This is a genomic window from Klebsiella sp. C360 (assembly GCF_048822415.1).
Taxonomy (GTDB): Bacteria; Pseudomonadota; Gammaproteobacteria; order Enterobacterales; family Enterobacteriaceae; genus Klebsiella; species Klebsiella quasipneumoniae.
In genome coordinates this window covers 1-19205 of the sequence record NZ_JBMEZZ010000002.1, presented here as the reverse complement: position 1 = coordinate 19205, position 19205 = coordinate 1, and the positions used below count along the sequence as shown (strand labels likewise).

Sequence of the window (19205 nt, the reverse complement as noted above, 5' to 3'; positions counted from 1 at the left end):
TAGGGTTATTTGCCGTCTTTACCAACGTGCAGAATGGCGAGGAACGCTTCCTGCGGCAGTTCAACGTTACCGACCTGCTTCATACGCTTCTTACCTTCTTTCTGCTTCTGCAGCAGCTTTTTCTTACGGCTGACGTCACCGCCGTAGCATTTCGCCAGCACGTTTTTACGCAGCTGTTTCACGGTAGAGCGCGCGATGATGTGGTTGCCGATGGCCGCCTGAATCGCGATGTCGAACTGCTGACGCGGAATAAGATCTTTCATCTTTTCCACCAGCTCGCGGCCGCGATACGGCGCGTTATCGTTGTGGGTGATCAGCGCCAGCGCATCGACGCGCTCGCCGTTGATCAGCACATCGACGCGTACCATGTTCGACGCCTGGAAGCGTTTGAAGTTGTAGTCCAGCGACGCATAGCCGCGGGAGGTAGACTTCAGACGGTCGAAGAAGTCGAGCACCACTTCCGCCATCGGGATTTCGTAGGTCAGCGCCACCTGTTTACCGTGGTAAACCATGTTGGTCTGCACGCCGCGCTTCTCCACACACAGGGTGATCACGTTGCCGAGGAACTCCTGCGGCAGCAGCATGTGACACTCGGCGATCGGCTCACGCAGCTCCTGAATATTATTCAGCGGCGGCAGCTTGGACGGGCTGTCGACGTAGATAACTTCTTTGGAGGTGGTCTCCACTTCGTAAACTACCGTCGGCGCGGTGGTGATCAGGTCAAGATCGTATTCACGCTCCAGACGCTCCTGAATGATCTCCATGTGCAGCAGGCCGAGGAAGCCGCAGCGGAAGCCGAAGCCCAGCGCGGTAGAACTTTCCGGCTCGTAGAACAGAGAGGCGTCGTTGAGGCTCAGTTTGCCCAGCGCGTCGCGGAAAGCTTCATAATCATCGGAGCTTACCGGGAACAGGCCGGCATACACCTGCGGTTTCACCTTCTTAAAGCCAGGCAGCGCTTTGTCTGCCGGGTTGCGGGCGGCGGTCAGGGTATCGCCCACCGGCGCGCCAAGGATGTCTTTGATCGCACAGACCAGCCAGCCTACCTCGCCGCATTTCAGCTCGGTACGGTCAACCTGTTTCGGGGTGAAGATGCCCAGACGGTCGGCGTTATAGACCTGGCCGGTGCTCATGACCTTGATCTTGTCGCCCTTGCGCATGGTGCCGTTTTTAATTCGTACCAGCGACACCACGCCGAGGTAGTTATCGAACCAGGAGTCGATAATCAGCGCCTGCAGCGGCGCGTCCGGATCGCCTTCCGGCGGCGGAATATCGCGCACCAGACGCTCCAGCACCTCGGTCACGCCGACGCCGGTTTTCGCCGAGCAGCGCACCGCGTCGTGGGCGTCGATCCCGACGATATCTTCAATCTCGTCCGCTACGCGCTCAGGGTCGGCCGCAGGCAGGTCGATCTTGTTGAGTACCGGAACGACCTCCAGGTCCATCTCCATCGCGGTGTAGCAGTTGGCCAGGGTCTGGGCTTCTACGCCCTGCCCGGCGTCAACCACCAGCAGCGCGCCTTCGCACGCGGCGAGGGAACGGGAAACTTCATAAGAGAAGTCCACGTGGCCCGGGGTGTCGATAAAGTTCAGCTGATAGGTCTCACCGTCGTTGGCCTTATAGTCAAGGGTGACGCTCTGCGCCTTGATGGTGATCCCGCGTTCGCGCTCAAGATCCATGGAGTCCAGAACCTGGGCTTCCATTTCACGATCAGAAAGGCCACCGCAAATCTGGATGATACGGTCAGACAGCGTCGACTTACCGTGGTCGATGTGAGCGATGATCGAAAAGTTACGTATATTCTTCATATTTAGAGTTAATTATGCCTTACGAGTATCATGAGGCCGCTGTACTGTGCCTGACGTTTTTTAATCCGAAAACGCCGCATTCTACACTACATCCTTGAAACCAGGAAATGCTGTTAGATCCAGCATAACCGCAGAAATTGTGGCGTTGTAACAGGAAGGGTAAATAAAGATAAGGGCCAGTGAAATCACTGACCCATGTCGGAGGAAGGCGTTTCGATACGCACCAGATCCGGCGGCAACGCGACGCTCAGAATCACCGGCTGCCACGACTGGCGCGCTGCCAGCTGCGGCGACAGACCGCGCGCCACCAGAAACCCGCCGACGCCGCCCAGCAGCGCGCCGCACAGCGAAGCGATATCGCTGGCAAACAGCACCTGGAAAATCGACGCCATCACAAACAGACCCACCAGCGGCGCCATGTAGACCAACAGCGCCGAACCCAGCAGACTGCTCTCGGCAATCCCCAGCTCCACTTTTTGCCCCGCCGTCAACGGCTGCTCGCAGGGCACGCTGATGGTATGGCTGGTCTGCGGCCCCAGCTTGTTTAATACCCGGCTGCCGCAGCCGGCGCGGGAGGCGCAACTGCTGCAGGAGGCTTTAACGTCGCAGTGCACCTGCGCCACGCCGTTATGCCAGGAAACCACGGTGGCCCACTCTTTGATCATTGTACTGCCTTGAATTTAATGCTGTCTGAGATACGCTTCGCCGTCTGCGGCGGCAGTTCGCCCACCACGGTGATCTCCGCGTTATCGCGTACCGTCGTGCTGACGGTGCGTCGGCCGGTGCGCAACAGCTGGTCGCTGCTGGCCGCGGTGGCGCGGTTGATATTGATCGAGAAGCTGAACAAGCCGTCGGAATAGAGACGTGATTCTACCGGACCATCAAAGGTGGGCAGACGACGCTGGCTGCTGGAGACCTCAGTCATGCCCTGCGGGAGCCACGTTGGCGCCCAGTTGAAGTTGGCTTTGTCGCCCCCTTCAGGCACCGACAGCTGCGGCGGCAAATTCGCTTTCGCCAGCGTCTCCATGCTGGCGCTGACGTTATCGCCAACGTTGAAAGAGACGACCCGGAACTGCTCCAGCGTTTCACCGTCGCGGTCGAGCAAATCGACGCGCAGCGGCAGCTTGGTCTCAGCGTCCAGCCAGGCGATAAAGCTATAGCGCGTGCCGTCGCGAGCCACGACGCGGATCACGTCGCAGAGGCGGTCGGCGATACGGGTACGGCCCACGGAGATAAAATCATAGGCTGCGCTGAGACGTTTGAAATCGCTGTAAACCAACGACGGCAGCGAATCGACGATATAGTCGCCGTTCAGGGTGAACGGATCGAGGCCGGGTTCAAAATAGCTGATTTCCGTACCGCGCAGGACCACTTCCCGGCGCGGACCGTCCAGCTGCAGAAGCTGCGCCAGCGGTTGATTGTTCAGTCGCGCGTGACGATAGCGCAGCGACTCAACGCCTTGTTTGCTGATGCTGACGAAAGACAGCTCATAATTGAGGGACTGGCTGGCCAGGTTCATCTGCTGCAACAACGCCCCGGACGATGTATCAGCCGAGGCGTTGACAGAGAACAACAGACTGCCTGCCATGAGCGACATGGCACACCAAAGTTGCTTCATTACTGCGATTGCGTTCCTAAAGTTTGATAACCCGGCACCTGGACTGCGGCCTGCTGAGTCTGGGCCTGGCCAAACTGAAGCTGCTCAGCGTGCAGGCGGCGCTGCAGTTCGTAGTCCTGCAGCATGGCGTTAATCCGCCGACGCTGTTCCTGGACCTGAGCCTGCTGGCCGCTACCTGCTGATACGTCAGCCGGTACGCCAAGGCTTACCGGGCTCGCTTTACCCATCATCGGCAGCGTATTGAACACCGGCGCCTCTGGCTGCTGAGCGGCATCAGACTGCCCATTATAGTGCTGGACGCCGACGATAACCGCAAGCGATACGCAGGCGGCAACGCCCATCTGGGTCAGTGAGCTGGCCCACGGACGCACTTTGTTCCAGAACGGCATCTGCCGCCACTGGTGCGGTGCGGGCTGAGATTCAGGAATAAGCGGCGCCGTCTGACGAACGGGCTCATTTTCAATGGCGGCCATCACCCGGGCGGAGATATCAAATTGCAGCACCTCTGCGGTATCGCCACGCAGCGTATCGCGGATAAGGTGATAACTCTCCCAGGTTTTTTGCATCTCAGAAGAACGACTCAGCTCGTTGAGCAGTTCGTTATCCAGCGTTTCACCATCCATTAAAGCCGAAAGTTTTTCTTTCTGCATGCCTGATACCCTTTTCCAGTATTCCGCTATCGTCAACGCCTGATAAGCGGTTGAACTTTATTATCAATAGCTTCTCGCGCCCGGAAGATACGCGAACGCACCGTCCCAACCGGACAATCCATGATAGCGGCTATCTCTTCATAGCTTAGGCCATCCAGCTCCCGTAACGTAATTGCCATGCGTAAATCTTCCGGAAGCGATTCAATGGTACGAAAAACTATTTGTCTCAGTTCTTCTGACAACATTAAGTTCTCAGGGTTCGAAATTTCTTTCAACGCCCCGCCGCTTTCGAAGTTTTCCGCCTCGTTAGCGTCAACATCGCTGGACGGCGGACGGCGTCCCTGAGCAACCAGATAATTCTTCGCCGTATTGACGGCGATACGGTATAACCAGGTGTAAAAAGCGCTATCTCCCCGGAAAGAGTCCAGCGCACGCCATGCTTTAACGAACGATTCCTGAACGACGTCAGCGATATCGCCCGGCGGTACATAGCGGGAAACCAGGCTCGCGACCTTATGCTGATAGCGCACTACCAGCAAATTAAACGCTTTCTGATCTCCTTTCTGGACCCGTTCAACAAGGACCTGATCCGTTAACTGCTCGCTCATCCGAGGTAATGTCTCCCCAAACCCAATTCCCATGCGTCTTCAAAACACCACCCAAAATCTGCATTATGAGCAAGCTGACTCTTGGAGTGTATGAAAACAATAAAGTTCCGTTACGCTTTTGTTTTTTGTCTGGCAACGGCGGCAGATCGTTATCAATCATTATATGCCCAGGTTGCTAAACGATAGGTTAGTCAATAAGAAAAAGCGCAGGCCCGTCTGAAGGGTATCGTAACACGGCGTTTATTTCACTATAAAATCCAATGCTATCAACCTGCCACGCGTCTCATTTTCGCCGTGCTCCAGACCGTTTCCGCTCGTCTGCTGTTTAGCCGTCACAACGCCAGTTAAAAAAAATTGTACGATTCCTCACGAGCTGGTGCTATTGTGAGCTAAATGTGTTTAGTAAATTAAACAAAGACGATGAATACCACTCCTGACTTCTCTTGTGATGTGTTGATTATCGGCAGCGGCGCTGCCGGCCTCTCTCTTGCGCTGCGCCTGGCAGAGCACAGTTCGGTGACGGTGTTGAGCAAAGGGCCAATTAGCGAAGGTTCGACGTTCTATGCGCAGGGCGGGATTGCCGCCGTCTTCGACGAGACCGACAGTATTGAATCCCATGTCGAAGATACCCTGATCGCCGGCGCAGGGTTATGCGATCGCCATGCGGTCACCTTCGTCGCCAGCAACGCCAGGCCATGCGTCCAGTGGCTTATCGATCAGGGCGTATTGTTTGATACCCAGGTCCAGGCCAATGGCGAAGAGAGCTATCATCTCACGCGCGAAGGGGGCCACAGCCATCGGCGCATTCTTCACGCCGCCGACGCTACCGGCAAAGCGGTGGAGACGACGCTGGTCGATAAAGCCCTCGCCCATCCCAATATCCGCATCCTTGAGCGCAGCAATGCCGTCGACTTGATCGTATCGGATAAGATTGGCCTGCCGGGCACGCGCCGGGTGGTCGGGGCATGGATCTGGAACCGCAATAAAGAGCGCGTGGAAACCTGCAGCGCGAAGGCGGTGGTGCTCGCCACCGGCGGAGCCGCCAAGGTTTATCAATACACCACTAACCCCGACGTCTCTTCCGGAGACGGTATCGCGATGGCCTGGCGGGCGGGCTGCCGGGTGGCGAATCTGGAATTCAACCAATTTCACCCCACCGCGCTGTATCATCCGCAGGCGCGCAATTTCCTGCTGACCGAAGCGCTGCGCGGCGAAGGCGCCCACCTTAAACGCCCGGACGGCACCCGCTTTATGCCGGACTTTGACGAACGCGGCGAGTTGGCCCCACGCGATATCGTCGCCCGCGCCATCGATCATGAGATGAAGCGCCTTGGCGTTGACTGTATGTTCCTTGATATCAGCCATAAACCCGAGGCGTTTGTTCGCCAGCACTTCCCGATGATTTACGAAAAGCTGCTCGGTCTGGGAATTGATTTAACCAAAGATCCGGTGCCGGTCGTCCCTGCCGCGCATTACACCTGCGGCGGCGTGATGGTGGATGATAATGGCCGCACCGACGTCGATGGGTTATACGCCATCGGCGAAGTCAGCTATACCGGGCTGCACGGCGCGAACCGTATGGCCTCGAACTCGCTGCTGGAGTGTCTGGTTTACGGCTGGTCCGCCGCAGAAGATATTGCCCGTCGCCTGCCGCTGGCCCAGAAGGTCAGCACCCTGCCGGCGTGGGATGAAAGTCAGGTGGAGATCCCGGATGAACTGGTGGTTATCCAGCATAACTGGCACGAGCTGCGCCTGCTGATGTGGGATTACGTGGGGATTGTGCGCACCACCCGCAGGCTGGAGCGCGCCCTGCGGCGCATTACCATGCTGCAGCAGGAGCTGGATGAGTATTACGCCCGCTTCCGCGTCTCGAATAATCTGCTGGAGCTGCGCAATCTGGTGCAGGTGGCGGAACTTATCGTACGCTGCGCGATGTTGCGCAAAGAGAGCCGGGGACTGCATTACACCCTCGACTATCCGCAGCCGCTGCCGAACAGCGGTCCGTCGATATTGTCGCCCCTGGCTCACATAAAGAGATAAAAATCCTCGGTCAGAGCGGTAAAGCCTTCTGAATACTGCTGCTCTGGCCCGCGGATCGCCAGCCTGTCGCTGAAACACTCCCCCGCCGTCGGGGAGAAAGCCAGCAGTACCCGATGCGGCGGCCGCATCTCGGTCTCCGCCACGTCAGTGCGCAGTCGCAGGTGCCAGCCCATCGCGGTTGCCCGTTCGATAAACGCATTACCGATATCGACCGGCAGCACCACGCAAAAAAATCCTTCTTCGGTGATATGCTCAGCGGCACAGGTCAGCAGAGAAGCGTGATCGAGCGTCGTGGTATACCGCGCCTGCTCCCGCTGCGAGGTGGCGCAAGGCACCCCTTCCGCAAAAAAGGGCGGGTTACTGATTATCAGTTGATAGCGTCGGGTCTGCGGCGGCTGCCACTGATGGATATCGGCCTGACAGACCTCAACCCGCGAAGCCCATGGCGACGCAAGGGCATTTTCCTGCGCCTGGGCGGCGGCCTCCTCATCCAGTTCGACCGCATCGACACGCACATCATCGCCGGTACGCTGCGCGAGCATTAGCGCCAGCAGGCCGCTGCCGGCGCCAATATCCAGCACATGTTTCACCCCGGCAATCGGCGCCCAGGCGCCGAGCAAAATGCCGTCGGTACCCACCTTCATCGCGCAACGATCGTGGGCGACAAAAAACTGTTTGAAGGTAAAACCATTGCGCGGCAGCGCAAACTTCGACTGAGACATCCTCAATAACCTTGCCGACAAAAAACTCCTGAACGTAAGGCTATGCACAATACCGGAGAACAGATAGCCTTACAAACAGATGAACATTACGTCAGTAACGTCTATAATCGGCGGCCCACTCAGAGGTAGAACATGACTGTAACGACTTTTTCCGAACTTGAACTCGACGAAAACCTGCTGGAAGCCCTCCAGGATAAAGGTTTCACTCGCCCGACAGCCATTCAGGCCGCCGCTATTCCGCCTGCGCTCGATGGCCGTGACATTCTCGGTTCAGCGCCGACCGGCACCGGTAAAACGGCGGCGTATCTGCTGCCAGCGTTGCAGCACCTGCTCGATTTCCCGCGTAAGAAATCCGGCCCGCCGCGTATTCTTATCCTGACGCCGACCCGTGAGCTGGCGATGCAGGTGGCTGACCACGCCCGCGAGCTGGCGAAGCATACCCATCTGGATATCGCCACCATTACCGGCGGCGTAGCCTACATGAACCACGCGGAAGTGTTCAGCGAAAACCAGGACATCGTGGTCGCCACCACTGGTCGCCTGCTGCAGTATATAAAAGAAGAGAACTTCGACTGCCGCGCCGTCGAGACCCTGATCCTCGATGAAGCCGACCGCATGCTGGACATGGGCTTTGCGCAGGATATCGAAACCATCGCTGGTGAAACCCGCTGGCGCAAGCAGACCATGCTGTTCTCCGCGACGCTGGAAGGCGATGCGATCAAAGACTTCGCTGAGCGCCTGCTGGAAGAGCCGGTTGAAGTTTCCGCTACCCCGTCGACTCGCGAGCGTAAGAAAATCCATCAATGGTACTATCGCGCGGACGATATCGAACATAAGACCAGGCTGCTGGTGAATCTGCTGCAACAGCCGGAAGCTACCCGCGCTATCGTCTTTGTGCGCAAGCGCGAGCGCGTGCATGAGTTGGCCAACTGGCTGCGTGAAGCGGGGATTAACACCTGCTGGCTGGAAGGCGAGATGGTGCAGGCCAAGCGTAACGAAGCCATTAAGCGTCTGACCGACGGCCGCGTAAACGTGCTGATCGCCACCGACGTCGCCGCCCGCGGTATCGATATTCCGGACGTCAGCCACGTCTTTAACTTCGATATGCCGCGCACCGCCGACATCTATCTGCACCGTATCGGTCGTACCGGCCGTGCAGGTAAGAAAGGCACCGCGATTTCGCTGGTTGAAGCGCACGATCACCTGCTGCTGGGCAAGATCGGCCGCTACGTTGAAGAACCGCTGAAAGCTCGCGTGATTGATGAATTGCGACCCAAAACCCGCGCGCCAAGCGAGAAGTTGACTGGTAAACCATCGAAGAAAGTGCTGGCGAAACGCGCCGAGAAAAAAGAGAAAGAAAAAGAGAAGCCGCGGGTGAAGAAGCGCCACCGCGATACGAAAAATATCGGTAAGCGCCGGAAGCCAAGCGCGACCGGGACGCCATCAGCGTCGAGCGAAGAGTAAAAAAAACGCCGGGATATCCCGGCGTTTTCACATCTGGCGTTAGCCTTACAGGCTTTCAGTAAAGGTACGAGCGATAACGTCGCGCTGCTGTTCCGGAGTCAGGGAGTTGAAGCGTACCGCGTAGCCGGAAACACGAATGGTCAGCTGCGGGTATTTTTCCGGATGCTCAACCGCGTCCAGCAGGGTTTCGCGACGCAGCACGTTAACGTTCAGGTGCTGACCGCCTTCCACGCGAACTTCTGGTTTCACGTCTACCGGGATTTCACGGTATTCGATTTCACCCAGTTTGCTGACCGCCACCACGTCATCTTCCGCAAAACCACCTTTGGCGCACAGACAACGCGCTTCGCCTTTTTCGCTATCCAGCAGCCAGAAAGAGTTCAGCAGGTCGTCGTTTGCCGCTTTAGTAATTTGGATACCAGTAATCATTTGATGCCTCCCAGGCAGTGTTTATTCGATTTTGGCCTCTTCGCGGCCAATTGGTAAAACCATTGTTGTATGAGTGTATATATATCAGCCGCACCCTCGGCATTCTTTGATGTAAATCAACAAAAACCACTCACTCTAAGTGGGTATGCAAGGATTTTATTGTTTTACATCAAGTTACGCCATTAGCCGCTATAAATAATTTTGTAAATTTTCAATTTTTTTTGCATAAAGGCCCGCGTCAAGCCGTGCCGATTTTGTTCTGTAGAAAGAAGCCGTTAAGCTATAGCAATGACCCTTTGCAGGAGAGCAAGATGACCACCCCTTTAACCTGGCATGACGTGCTGGCGGATGAAAAGCAACAACCCTATTTTCTCAATACTCTGAAGACCGTCGCCGAAGAGCGCCAGTCCGGGATCACCATCTATCCACCGCAAAAAGATGTCTTTAATGCGTTTCGCTTTACCGAACTGGGCGATGTCAAAGTCGTCATTCTCGGTCAGGACCCCTATCACGGCCCGGGGCAAGCCCACGGTCTGGCGTTCTCGGTTCGCCCCGGCGTCGCTGTCCCGCCCTCGCTGCTGAATATGTACAAAGAGCTGGAGGCCACTATCCCTGGCTTTACCCGCCCTACCCATGGTTACCTGGAAAGCTGGGCGCGCCAGGGGGTGCTCCTGCTTAATACTGTCCTGACCGTCCGCGCCGGGCAGGCGCACTCGCACGCCAGCCTCGGCTGGGAGACGTTTACCGATAAGGTAATCGCCTTAATCAATGAGCACTGCGAGGGGGTGGTCTTTCTGCTGTGGGGCTCCCATGCGCAGAAGAAAGGCGCGATTATCGATCGCCAGCGCCACTGCGTACTGAAGGCGCCGCACCCTTCACCGCTCTCCGCGCATCGCGGCTTCTTTGGCAGCAACCATTTCGTGCAAACCAATCAGTGGCTGGCCGATCGCGGCGAAGCGCCGATTGACTGGATGCCGGTCCTTCCCGCCGAAAGCGAGTGATCGACAGCCATAAAAAAAGCCAGCATCAGCTGGCTTTTGTATTCAGGGACAGGTATTACGCCTTGTTCTGACGCCACCATTCCGCCAGCAGGACGCCGGTCGCCACAGAGACGTTCAGGCTTTCGACATTGCCGGTACCATCGATGGCGACGCTGAGGTCCGCGCTGGAGATCGCTGCATCCGACAGGCCATCGCGCTCCTGGCCTAACACCAGCACCATTTTCTTCGGCAGCTCGGCTTTAAACAGCGGGGTACCATTATGGCTGGAGGTCGAAACAATCGCGTAGCCCGCCTGACGGAACTGATCCAGAGTATCGATGAAGCTGTCGCCGGTGATCGGTTCAACATGTTCCGCACCGCCTTCCGCCGTACGGATCGCCGCGCCGGACTCCAGCACGCCGGCATCCTGAACCACAACACCCTTCACGCCGAAGTGCGCGCAGCTGCGCATGATCGCCCCGAGGTTGTGCGGGTTACCCACCTCCTCCAGCGCCAGAACGCAATCTTCTTCTGCGGCCTTCGCGACCCACTGGGCAACAGAGGTACCGTGGCGTTTTTTGATCAGGAAGCAGACGCCGCCGTGGTGATCGGTCCCGGAGGCTTTCGCCAGCTCGGCTTCATCAACCACATGATAGGCTTTACGGTTAGCCGCCATCCAGCGCAGCGCCTCTTTAAAGCGCGGCGTCACGCTCTGGATAAACCAGGCGCGGACAATGGCTTCCGGTCGGCTCTGGAACAGGGCCTGACAGGCGTTTTCACCATACACGCGGGTCTCTTCCGCACGCTGGCGACGCAGTACTTCCGGATCGATAAAGCTCTTCCCGCTGATCCCGCCGTGATCCTCTTTTACCGGCGTCTCGTCGCCAGGAGCGCGAGAAACGGTACGCCACGGGGACGCATCGTCACGATTAAAATCATCGCGCTTGCGCTCATCACGCTTGCGGTCATCGCGTTTACGATCGTCACCGCGGCTGTTTCGTTCGTCACGCGCAGGGCGGCTGCGGCCGTCAACACGAGATTTTCCTGGACGACCTCCCCCTTTCCCGGTACGTGGGTTATGGGTGCGTTTGTCAGAATCATCATCACTGCGGACATACATCACTTTGACCTTGCCGCTTTTATTTTTCAGTTCGTCGCTCATCAATTTTCTCCACCTGCGCTGCGCGAAGCGCGCAGATTACCCGATGTGTCATCGCTTCGCCATGATTTCGTTTAAAAGACGGCCTCTATTGCACTCATCGAACAAAACGCATTGTCCTTAAATAACACTTAATCGATAATATGTAACATCACAGAAACATATCGGCCACGTGCCACGTTGCAACCCATAACCAGAGGTTAGTTATGAATACCGTTTGTGCCAGTTGTCAGGCTCTGAACCGCCTCCCGGACGATCGTAGCGCGGATGGCGCAAAGTGCGGACGCTGCGGTCACGATCTTTTTGATGGCGACGTCATCAACGCGACCGGGGCAACGCTGGATAAACTCTTAAAGGACGATCTGCCGGTCGTTGTCGATTTCTGGGCGCCATGGTGCGGTCCCTGCCGCAGCTTCGCGCCGATCTTTGAAGACGTCGCGGAAGAGCGTAGCGGGAAGATGCGTTTTGTGAAAGTTAACACCGAAGCGGAACGTGAGCTTAGCGCACGGTTTCGTATCCGCAGCATCCCGACCATTATGATGTTCAAAAATGGCGAAGTGATCGACATGCTCAATGGCGCGGTGCCAAAAGCGCCATTTGATAGCTGGCTGAACGAAGCCGGACAGCAGTAATCCCTCCGGGGCACCGCTTGTGCCCCGTTTTCGCCTCTGCGACAATAGCGTTTTTCACTAGCGACTCCCATGACTGATAACGCTGTCCTTCGCCTGCGCGCCGAACGTCTCGCGCGAGCCACCCGCCCTTTCCTTGCTCGCGGCAACCGCATCCGCCGCTGCCAGCGCTGTCTGCTGCCGCTCAAGCAGTGCCTGTGCGCCACGTTAACGCCGGCGCAGGCTACCAGCCGTTTCTGCCTGGTGATGTTTGATACGGAGCCGATGAAGCCCAGCAACACCGGCCGGCTCATCGCCGATATTCTGCCGAATACCGAGGCTTATCAATGGTCGAGAACCGAGCCGCCGCAGGGGCTGCTCGATCTGGTCGCCCATCCCGATTACCAGCCGATGGTGGTGTTCCCCGCCTCCTACGCCGCACCGGAGCGCCAGGTCCTGAGCGCGCCGCCGTCCGGCAAACCGCCGCTGTTTATCATGCTCGATGGCACCTGGACCGAAGCGCGTAAAATGTTCCGTAAGAGCCCTTATCTGGACGCGCTGCCGATCATCTCCGTCGATCTGTCGCGCATCTCAGCCTACCATCTGCGCGAGGCGCACGCCGACGGACAATATTGTACCGCGGAAGTGGCCATCGCCCTGCTGGATCTGGCGGGCGATGCGCCGGCCGCCGCAGCGCTTGGCGAACACTTCACCCGCTTCCGGACCCGCTACCTGGCGGGAAAAACCCAGCATAAGGGCAGTATCACAGCGGGCCAGGCGGAAAACGTTTAAAATCATTCGGTCACTGGGATGAAAGGAGACCGGTATGAGCCAACGAGGCCTGGAAGCGCTGCTGCGACCAAAATCCATCGCCGTTATTGGCGCATCAATGAAGCCGCAGCGCGCTGGCTATCTCATGATGCGCAACCTGCTAGCCGGCGGCTTCAATGGCCCGGTACTGCCAGTGACCCCCGCCTGGAAGGCGGTGCTTGGGGTGCTGGCGTGGCCCACCATCGAGAAGCTGCCGTTTACGCCGGATCTGGCGGTGCTTTGTACCAACGCGCGACGTAATCTCGAGTTGCTCGAAGCCCTGGGGCAGAAAGGCTGCAAGACCTGCATCATCCTCTCTTCGCAGCCGGAACAGTATCCGGCGCTGCTCGAATGCGCTGCGCGCTATCAGATGCGCCTGCTCGGCCCAAACAGTCTGGGGCTGCTGGCGCCGTGGCAAGGCCTGAACGCCAGCTTTTCGCCGGTCGCGATCCACCGCGGTAAACTGGCCTTTATCTCGCAGTCGGCCGCCGTCTCCAACACCATCCTTGACTGGGCGCAACAGCGCGAGATGGGGTTTTCCTACTTCATCGCGCTGGGCGATAGCCTGGATATAGATGTCGATGACCTGTTGGACTTTCTGGCCCGCGACAGCAAAACCAGCGCCATTTTGCTTTACCTTGAGCATCTCAGCGACGCGCGCCGGTTTGTCTCCGCCGCGCGCAGCGCCTCGCGAAACAAGCCAATCCTGGTGATCAAAAGCGGCCGTAGTCCCGCGGCGCAGAAACTGTTGCACGTCAATTCAGGGATGGATCCGGCATGGGATGCGGCCATCCAGCGTGCTGGTCTGCTGCGGGTCCAGGATACCCATGAGCTGTTCTCCGCCGTAGAAACCCTGAGCCATATGCGCCCGCTGCGCGGTGAAAAACTGATGATCGTCAGCAACGGCGCGGCGCCGGCGGCGCTGGCGCTGGATGAGCTTTGGTTGCGTAACGGTAAGCTGGCGACCCTCAGTGAGGAGACGCGCGACGCCCTGCGCCAGGCGCTGCCGGGCGGCGTTGAGATCGCCAACCCACTGGATCTACGCGATGACGCCAGCAGCGAACACTATCAGCGGGCGGTGAACATTCTGCTTAACAGTCAGGACTACGACGCGCTGCTGGTGATCCACTCGCCCAGCGCCGCCGCGCCGGGCACCGAGAGCGCCCTGGCGCTGATAGACGCCCTGAAGCACCATCCGCGTGGCAAATATGTCACCGTGCTGACCAACTGGTGCGGCGAATTCTCTTCCCAGGAGGCGCGACGGCTGTTCAGCGATGCCGGCCTTCCCACCTACCGTACGCCGGAGGGCACCATCACCGCCTTTATGCATATGGTCGAGTACCGCCGTAACCAGAAACAGCTGCGCGAGACTCCAGTGCTGCCGGACTCGTTAACCGCCAATACCAGCGAAGCGCATGCTCTGCTCCAGCAAGCGATAGATGACGGCGCCACTACGCTGGATACCCACGAGGTCAGCCCGGTGCTCCGGGCCTACGGTATCCACACACTGCCAACCTGGATCGCCGCTGACAGCGCGGAAGCGGTGCATATCGCTGAGCAGATAGGCTATCCGGTTGCGTTGAAGCTGCGTTCCCCGGATATTCCGCACAAATCAGAAGTACAGGGGGTCATGTTGTATCTGCGTACCGCGGCAGAAGTACAGCAGGCAGCGGATGCGATGATCGATCGCGTCAGGCTGGCCTGGCCCCAGGCGCGCATTCATGGCCTGCTGGTGCAGAGTATGGCCAATCGCGCCGGCGCCCAGGAGCTGAGAGTGGTGGTTGAGCACGATCCCCTCTTCGGCCCGTTGATTATGTTGGGCGAAGGCGGCGTGGAGTGGCGGGCCGAGGACCAGGCCGCTGTGGCGCTGCCGCCGCTGAATATGAACCTGGCGCGTTATCTGGTGATCCAGGCGATCAAAAATAAGAAGATCCGCGGCCGCAGCGCATTGCGACCGCTGGATATCGCAGGCTTAAGCCAGCTGCTGGTTCAGGTCTCGAACCTGATCGTCGACTGCCCGGAGATCCAGCGGTTGGATATTCATCCCCTGCTCGCCTCCGGCAACGAGTTTACGGCGCTGGACGTTACCCTGGGGCTTGCTCCCTTTAGCGGCGACAGTGAAAGCCGTCTCGCTATTCGTCCCTATCCGCACCAGCTGGAGGAGTGGGTGGTGATGAAAAATGGCGATCGCTGTCTGTTCCGGCCGATCCTTCCGGAAGATGAACCGCAGTTGCTCGCGTTTATCGCTCAGGTCACCAAAGAAGATCTCTATTATCGCTATTTTAGTGAGATCAACGAATTTACCCATGACGACTTAGCCAATATGACCCAGATCGACTACGATCGAGAAATGGCGTTCGTCGCCGTCAGGACCACCGCGGAACAGAGCGAGATCCTCGGCGTGACGCGGGCGATCTCCGACCCTGACAATATTGATGCCGAGTTTGCTGTGCTGGTCCGTTCAGATTTGAAAGGGTTAGGCCTGGGGCGAAGGCTGCTGGAAAAGCTGATCGCCTATACGCAAAGCCATGGCCTGCAACGGCTGAATGGGATTACGATGCCGAATAACCGAGGCATGATCGGCCTCGCCAGAAAGCTGGGATTCACCGTTGATATTCAGCTGGAAGATGGGATTGTCAGTCTGTCGCTGCCCCTGAATCAGGGATAATCGCGCGACGCTGACCGCAATTGTTGACCACATTAGCGGGTAGTAATGGTATTATTGCCCGCTTACGTCGTCTGCATGGTACAGAAGACCCTTCAATAAACAGAGAAGAAACGCACTGTGATGTTGTCAAAATTTAAGCGTAATAAACATCAACAACACCTTGCCCAACTCCCTAAGCTTTCTCAGTCAGTTGATGATGTAGAGTTCTTTTACGCCCCTGCGGATTTCAGGGAAGCGTTACTGACCCGGATTGCCAACGCCACTCAGCGTATATGCATTATTGCGCTCTACCTGGAGCAAGATGATGGCGGAAAAGGAATTTTGCAGGCCCTTTATGACGCCAAACGTCAGCGTCCGCAACTGGATGTTCGCGTCCTCGTTGACTGGCACCGCGCTCAACGTGGCCGTATCGGCGCCGCCGCCTCCAACACCAATGCTGACTGGTATTGTCGGATGGCCAATGAAAATCCGGGCGTAGAGATCCCCGTTTACGGCGTGCCGATTAACACCCGGGAGGCGCTCGGCGTTCTCCATTTCAAAGGCTTTATTATCGATGACTGCGTCCTCTACAGCGGCGCCAGCCTGAACGATGTTTATCTGCATCAGCATGATAAGTACCGCTATGACCGCTATCAGTGCATCCGTAACGGCAAAATGGCGGACGTCATGTTCGACTGGGTCGACAATAATCTGGTTCAGGGACGCGGCGTGAATCGTCTCGACAGACCGGATCGGCCAAAAAGTCCGGAAATCAAAAACGATATTCGCCAGTACCGTCAGGAGCTGCGCGACCGCAGCTACCATTTTGTCGGCACCGCCGGTGACGAAGAACTCTCCGTCACCCCGCTGGTAGGCCTGGGGAAATCCAGCCTGCTGAACAAAACTATCTTTCACCTGATGCCCTGTGCCGAGCACAAGTTAACGATCTGCACCCCCTACTTCAACCTTCCTGCCGTGCTGGTAAGAAATATCATCCAGCTGCTGCGCGACGGTAAACAGGTGGAGATTATTGTCGGCGATAAAACCGCTAACGATTTCTATATTCCGGAAGATCAGCCGTTTAAAATCATCGGCGCGCTTCCTTATCTGTATGAGATCAACCTGCGGCGTTTCCTCAGCCGGCTGCAGTATTATGTGAATACCGATCAGCTGATCGTCCGCCTGTGGAAGGATGACGATAACAGCTACCACCTGAAAGGCATGTGGGTTGACGATGAGTGGATGCTGCTCACCGGCAACAACCTTAACCCGCGCGCCTGGCGACTCGATCTGGAAAATGCCATTCTGATCCACGATCCAAAGCAGCAGCTGGGAGCCATGCGGGAGAAAGAGCTGAAGCTCATCCGCACCCACACCACGGTGGTGAAACATTATCGGGATCTGCAAAGTATTGCCGACTATCCGGTGAAAGTGCGTAAACTGATCCGCCGACTGCGGCGGATCCGCATTGACCGGCTGATCAGCCGTATTCTCTGACAATCAGCCCCGCCTCGACGGGGCTTTTTTCTGGAAGCGCTATGCGTACGATAATCGTGATTGCTTCGCTGATGTTAACGGGCTGCAGCCACATGGCAAATGATGCATGGTCCGGTCAGGACAAAGCCCAGCATTTTCTGGCCTCGGCGATGCTATCTGCCGCCGGCAATGAATATGCGCAACATCAGGGTTACAGCCGGGACCGCAGCGCTGCTATCGGCCTGATGTTTTCCGTCAGCCTCGGCGCCTCAAAAGAGCTTTGGGACAGCCGCCCGGCAGGCAGCGGCTGGAGCTGGAAGGATTTCGCCTGGGATGTAGCCGGCGCGACCACCGGCTACGCTGTTTGGCAACTGGCGCACCAGTAACGGCTAAAGACGCAGGCCTTTGCCTTTGCGATGCAGCATCAGGGAGACCAGGAAGGCGATGGCCGCCATCACCGTCACGTACCAGTAGAACGCGTGCTCTATCCCCGCCGATTTCAGCGACAGCGCGACATATTCCGCCGAGCCGCCAAACAGGGCATTCGCGACGGCATAGGACAGCCCTACCCCAAGCGCGCGAACCTGCGCCGGGAACATCTCGGCCTTCAGGATGCCGCTGATCGAGGTATAGAAACTGACAATCAGCAAGGCGCAGATCACCAGGCCGAAGGCAGCATAGGGTGAGCTCACTTTTTGCAAGGCGCTCAGGATAGGCACGGTAAATAATGTCGCCAGCACGCCAAAGCACAGCATGGAGGTACGGCGGCCAACTTTATCCGAAAAGGCGCCGAACAGCGGTTGAACCAGCATATAAACGAACAGCGCCGCGGTCATGATCACGCTGGCGGTGCTGGCCGTCATGCCCGCCGTGTTGACCAGATACTTTTGCATATAGGTAGTAAAGGTATAGAAGGTCAGCGATCCGGCGGCAGTAAAGCCCAACACCATCACGAAAGCCCGGCGATTACGCCACAACCCTTTAAATGAGCCAGCCTCTTTCAGCGCCCGGGTCTCCTGCTTCGAGGTTTCGTCCAGCTGGCGACGCAGCCACAGCGCGACGATAGCCAGTACTGCCCCGAGAGCAAAAGGAATACGCCATCCCCAGGCATGCAAATCTTCGTCGCTCAGCACCTGCTGGAGCGCCACGACCACTAATACCGCCAGCAGTTGACCGCCAATTAACGTGACGTACTGGAAAGAGGCATAGAAGCCTTTCTTTCCTTCAATCGCCACTTCACTCATATAGGTCGCGCTGGTGCCATATTCTCCACCGACCGACAGCCCCTGAAACAGACGGGCCAACAGCAGCAGCGCCGGAGCCCAGGTGCCGATGACCGCGTAGCCCGGCAGGCAGGCAATCACCAGTGAACCAAAGCACATCATACAGACCGAAATAAGCATGGAAGCTTTACGTCCGCGGCGGTCGGCGATCCGACCAAACAGCCACCCACCGATAGGACGCATCAGAAATCCGGCGGCGAATACGCCTGCCGTTTGTAAAAGTTGAGTGGTGGTATTTCCGGATGGAAAGAAGATATGAGCAAAATAGAGCGAGCAGAATGAGTAGACGTAAAAATCAAACCACTCAACCAGATTTCCCGAGGAAGCGCCAACAATTGCCCAAATACGACGACGGGTATCGGCCTGCTCCGGCGCGGCCCGTTCGGTAATGCTACTCTCTGTCATTGTTATATTGCTCCAGCAAAGACTGCAGTCTGTCTTGTCGGGCGTACCACGTCACGCAGACAAATTAGTTAGTAAACTAAATGTTATATAATTGTTATATCTTTATATGTGATTGCATTCACATTTTTTTTCGCAAGCACGGTTTTCGCGATCAACGCCAGCGCAGAGGTAAGGAAAAAGTGGATTATGGCGAAGGGTTTGCCATGACGGGGTTTTATGTTGCTTTGAATGAAGATAATGGTGCGGGTATGGGGGGATTTTCCCCGGAGGCGGTGCTGCGCACCTTGTCCGGGCTACGGATCCGTAGCCCCGGTAAGCGCAGCGCCAGCGGGGAGATATACCCCACAAAGCAAAAAACCCCGCACCTTTCGGGACGGGGTTCTTTTTAAACGCAAAAACAAAAAGCTCAGTCTTTCGACTGAGCTTTCTGCTTTATTTGATGCCTGGCAGTTCCCTACTCTCACATGGGGAGACCCCACACTACCATCGGCGCTACGGCGT

Annotated in this window: 19 protein-coding genes; 9 read left to right on the top strand and 10 right to left on the bottom strand. The window is 57.3% G+C overall.

Annotation, left to right across the window (positions count from 1 at the left end; all coding sequences use genetic code 11):
- Nucleotides 1-5 precede the first annotated feature (5 nt).
- The 6 genes from lepA to rseD form a co-directional block, all read right to left on the bottom strand.
- Nucleotides 6-1805, bottom strand: a complete 1800-nt coding sequence (gene lepA, locus ACOI7D_RS06005; protein ID WP_023290668.1) for a translation elongation factor 4 — start codon at nucleotides 1803-1805, stop codon at nucleotides 6-8.
- A gap of 185 nt (nucleotides 1806-1990) precedes the next feature.
- A complete protein-coding gene (rseC, locus tag ACOI7D_RS06000; protein ID WP_004201822.1) occupies nucleotides 1991-2470 on the bottom strand; it encodes a SoxR-reducing system protein RseC in 480 nt (159 codons plus the stop codon).
- Complete coding sequence (gene rseB / locus ACOI7D_RS05995) at nucleotides 2467-3423, bottom strand: sigma-E factor regulatory protein RseB (protein ID WP_004201821.1); 957 nt, start codon at nucleotides 3421-3423, stop codon at nucleotides 2467-2469. Before rseB ends, rseC begins: the two co-directional genes overlap by 4 nt.
- Nucleotides 3423-4073 carry an anti-sigma-E factor RseA gene (rseA, locus tag ACOI7D_RS05990; protein ID WP_032453736.1) on the bottom strand — a complete coding sequence of 217 codons (651 nt, stop codon included), beginning with the start codon at nucleotides 4071-4073 and terminating at the stop codon, nucleotides 3423-3425. The genes rseB and rseA overlap by 1 nt, the downstream gene beginning before the upstream one ends.
- Nucleotides 4074-4105: 32 nt before the next feature.
- Complete coding sequence (gene rpoE / locus ACOI7D_RS05985; RefSeq protein ID WP_002914074.1) at nucleotides 4106-4681, bottom strand: RNA polymerase sigma factor RpoE; 576 nt, start codon at nucleotides 4679-4681, stop codon at nucleotides 4106-4108.
- Nucleotides 4678-4773, bottom strand: coding sequence for a rpoE leader peptide RseD (rseD, locus tag ACOI7D_RS05980; RefSeq protein WP_223822583.1), 96 nt, complete (start codon nucleotides 4771-4773; stop codon nucleotides 4678-4680). The genes rpoE and rseD overlap by 4 nt, the downstream gene beginning before the upstream one ends.
- 328 nt (nucleotides 4774-5101) lie before the next feature.
- Here rseD and nadB point away from each other — a divergent pair, with 328 nt between their 5' ends.
- Complete coding sequence (gene nadB, locus ACOI7D_RS05975) at nucleotides 5102-6721, top strand: L-aspartate oxidase (RefSeq protein WP_023290670.1); 1620 nt, start codon at nucleotides 5102-5104, stop codon at nucleotides 6719-6721.
- On the opposite strand, the gene trmN is transcribed toward nadB, so the two are convergent.
- Nucleotides 6706-7443, bottom strand: a complete 738-nt coding sequence (gene trmN / locus ACOI7D_RS05970) for a tRNA(1)(Val) (adenine(37)-N(6))-methyltransferase TrmN (RefSeq protein ID WP_048298029.1) — start codon at nucleotides 7441-7443, stop codon at nucleotides 6706-6708. The two genes, nadB and trmN, sit on opposite strands and share 16 nt — an antisense overlap.
- 132 nt (nucleotides 7444-7575) lie before the next feature.
- On the opposite strand from trmN, the gene srmB reads away from it, so the two are divergent.
- Nucleotides 7576-8907, top strand: coding sequence for an ATP-dependent RNA helicase SrmB (gene srmB, locus ACOI7D_RS05965; RefSeq protein WP_032453738.1), 1332 nt, complete (start codon nucleotides 7576-7578; stop codon nucleotides 8905-8907).
- 45 nt (nucleotides 8908-8952) lie between these two features.
- Here srmB and grcA read toward each other — a convergent pair whose 3' ends face one another.
- Nucleotides 8953-9336 carry an autonomous glycyl radical cofactor GrcA gene (grcA, locus tag ACOI7D_RS05960; protein WP_002914084.1) on the bottom strand — a complete coding sequence of 128 codons (384 nt, stop codon included), beginning with the start codon at nucleotides 9334-9336 and terminating at the stop codon, nucleotides 8953-8955.
- Between the two features lie 311 nt (nucleotides 9337-9647).
- On the opposite strand from grcA, the gene ung reads away from it, so the two are divergent.
- Nucleotides 9648-10337 (top strand): uracil-DNA glycosylase, encoded by a 690-nt coding sequence (gene ung / locus ACOI7D_RS05955; RefSeq protein ID WP_109547047.1) that lies wholly within the window; start codon nucleotides 9648-9650, stop codon nucleotides 10335-10337.
- A 55-nt stretch (nucleotides 10338-10392) separates the two neighbouring features.
- On the opposite strand, the gene ACOI7D_RS05950 is transcribed toward ung, so the two are convergent.
- Nucleotides 10393-11478: a tRNA/rRNA methyltransferase gene (locus ACOI7D_RS05950; RefSeq protein ID WP_109547046.1), complete on the bottom strand. Its 1086-nt coding sequence runs from the start codon at nucleotides 11476-11478 to the stop codon at nucleotides 10393-10395.
- 203 nt (nucleotides 11479-11681) lie between these two features.
- On the opposite strand from ACOI7D_RS05950, the gene trxC reads away from it, so the two are divergent.
- From trxC to ACOI7D_RS05925, 5 genes are all read left to right on the top strand, one after another.
- Nucleotides 11682-12107 carry a thioredoxin TrxC gene (gene trxC, locus ACOI7D_RS05945; RefSeq protein WP_002914091.1) on the top strand — a complete coding sequence of 142 codons (426 nt, stop codon included), beginning with the start codon at nucleotides 11682-11684 and terminating at the stop codon, nucleotides 12105-12107.
- 69 nt (nucleotides 12108-12176) lie between these two features.
- Nucleotides 12177-12875 (top strand): tRNA-uridine aminocarboxypropyltransferase, encoded by a 699-nt coding sequence (gene tapT / locus ACOI7D_RS05940; protein ID WP_044524370.1) that lies wholly within the window; start codon nucleotides 12177-12179, stop codon nucleotides 12873-12875.
- A 34-nt stretch (nucleotides 12876-12909) separates the two neighbouring features.
- Nucleotides 12910-15561 (top strand): bifunctional acetate--CoA ligase family protein/GNAT family N-acetyltransferase, encoded by a 2652-nt coding sequence (locus ACOI7D_RS05935; RefSeq protein WP_049013875.1) that lies wholly within the window; start codon nucleotides 12910-12912, stop codon nucleotides 15559-15561.
- A 120-nt stretch (nucleotides 15562-15681) separates the two neighbouring features.
- On the top strand, nucleotides 15682-17037 hold the full coding sequence (gene pssA / locus ACOI7D_RS05930) for a CDP-diacylglycerol--serine O-phosphatidyltransferase (RefSeq protein ID WP_023290677.1): 1356 nt from the start codon (nucleotides 15682-15684) through the stop codon (nucleotides 17035-17037).
- A gap of 41 nt (nucleotides 17038-17078) precedes the next feature.
- Complete coding sequence (locus tag ACOI7D_RS05925) at nucleotides 17079-17402, top strand: YfiM family lipoprotein (RefSeq protein WP_004201811.1); 324 nt, start codon at nucleotides 17079-17081, stop codon at nucleotides 17400-17402.
- 3 nt (nucleotides 17403-17405) lie between these two features.
- On the opposite strand, the gene ACOI7D_RS05920 is transcribed toward ACOI7D_RS05925, so the two are convergent.
- The gene (locus ACOI7D_RS05920) at nucleotides 17406-18704 is read right to left on the bottom strand and encodes an MFS transporter (protein WP_023290679.1); all 1299 of its coding nucleotides are present in this window, start codon (nucleotides 18702-18704) and stop codon (nucleotides 17406-17408) included.
- Nucleotides 18705-18883: 179 nt separating this feature from the next.
- Here ACOI7D_RS05920 and ACOI7D_RS05915 point away from each other — a divergent pair, with 179 nt between their 5' ends.
- On the top strand, nucleotides 18884-19093 hold the full coding sequence (locus ACOI7D_RS05915) for a hypothetical protein (RefSeq protein ID WP_203283455.1): 210 nt from the start codon (nucleotides 18884-18886) through the stop codon (nucleotides 19091-19093).
- Nucleotides 19094-19205: the final 112 nt, after the last annotated feature.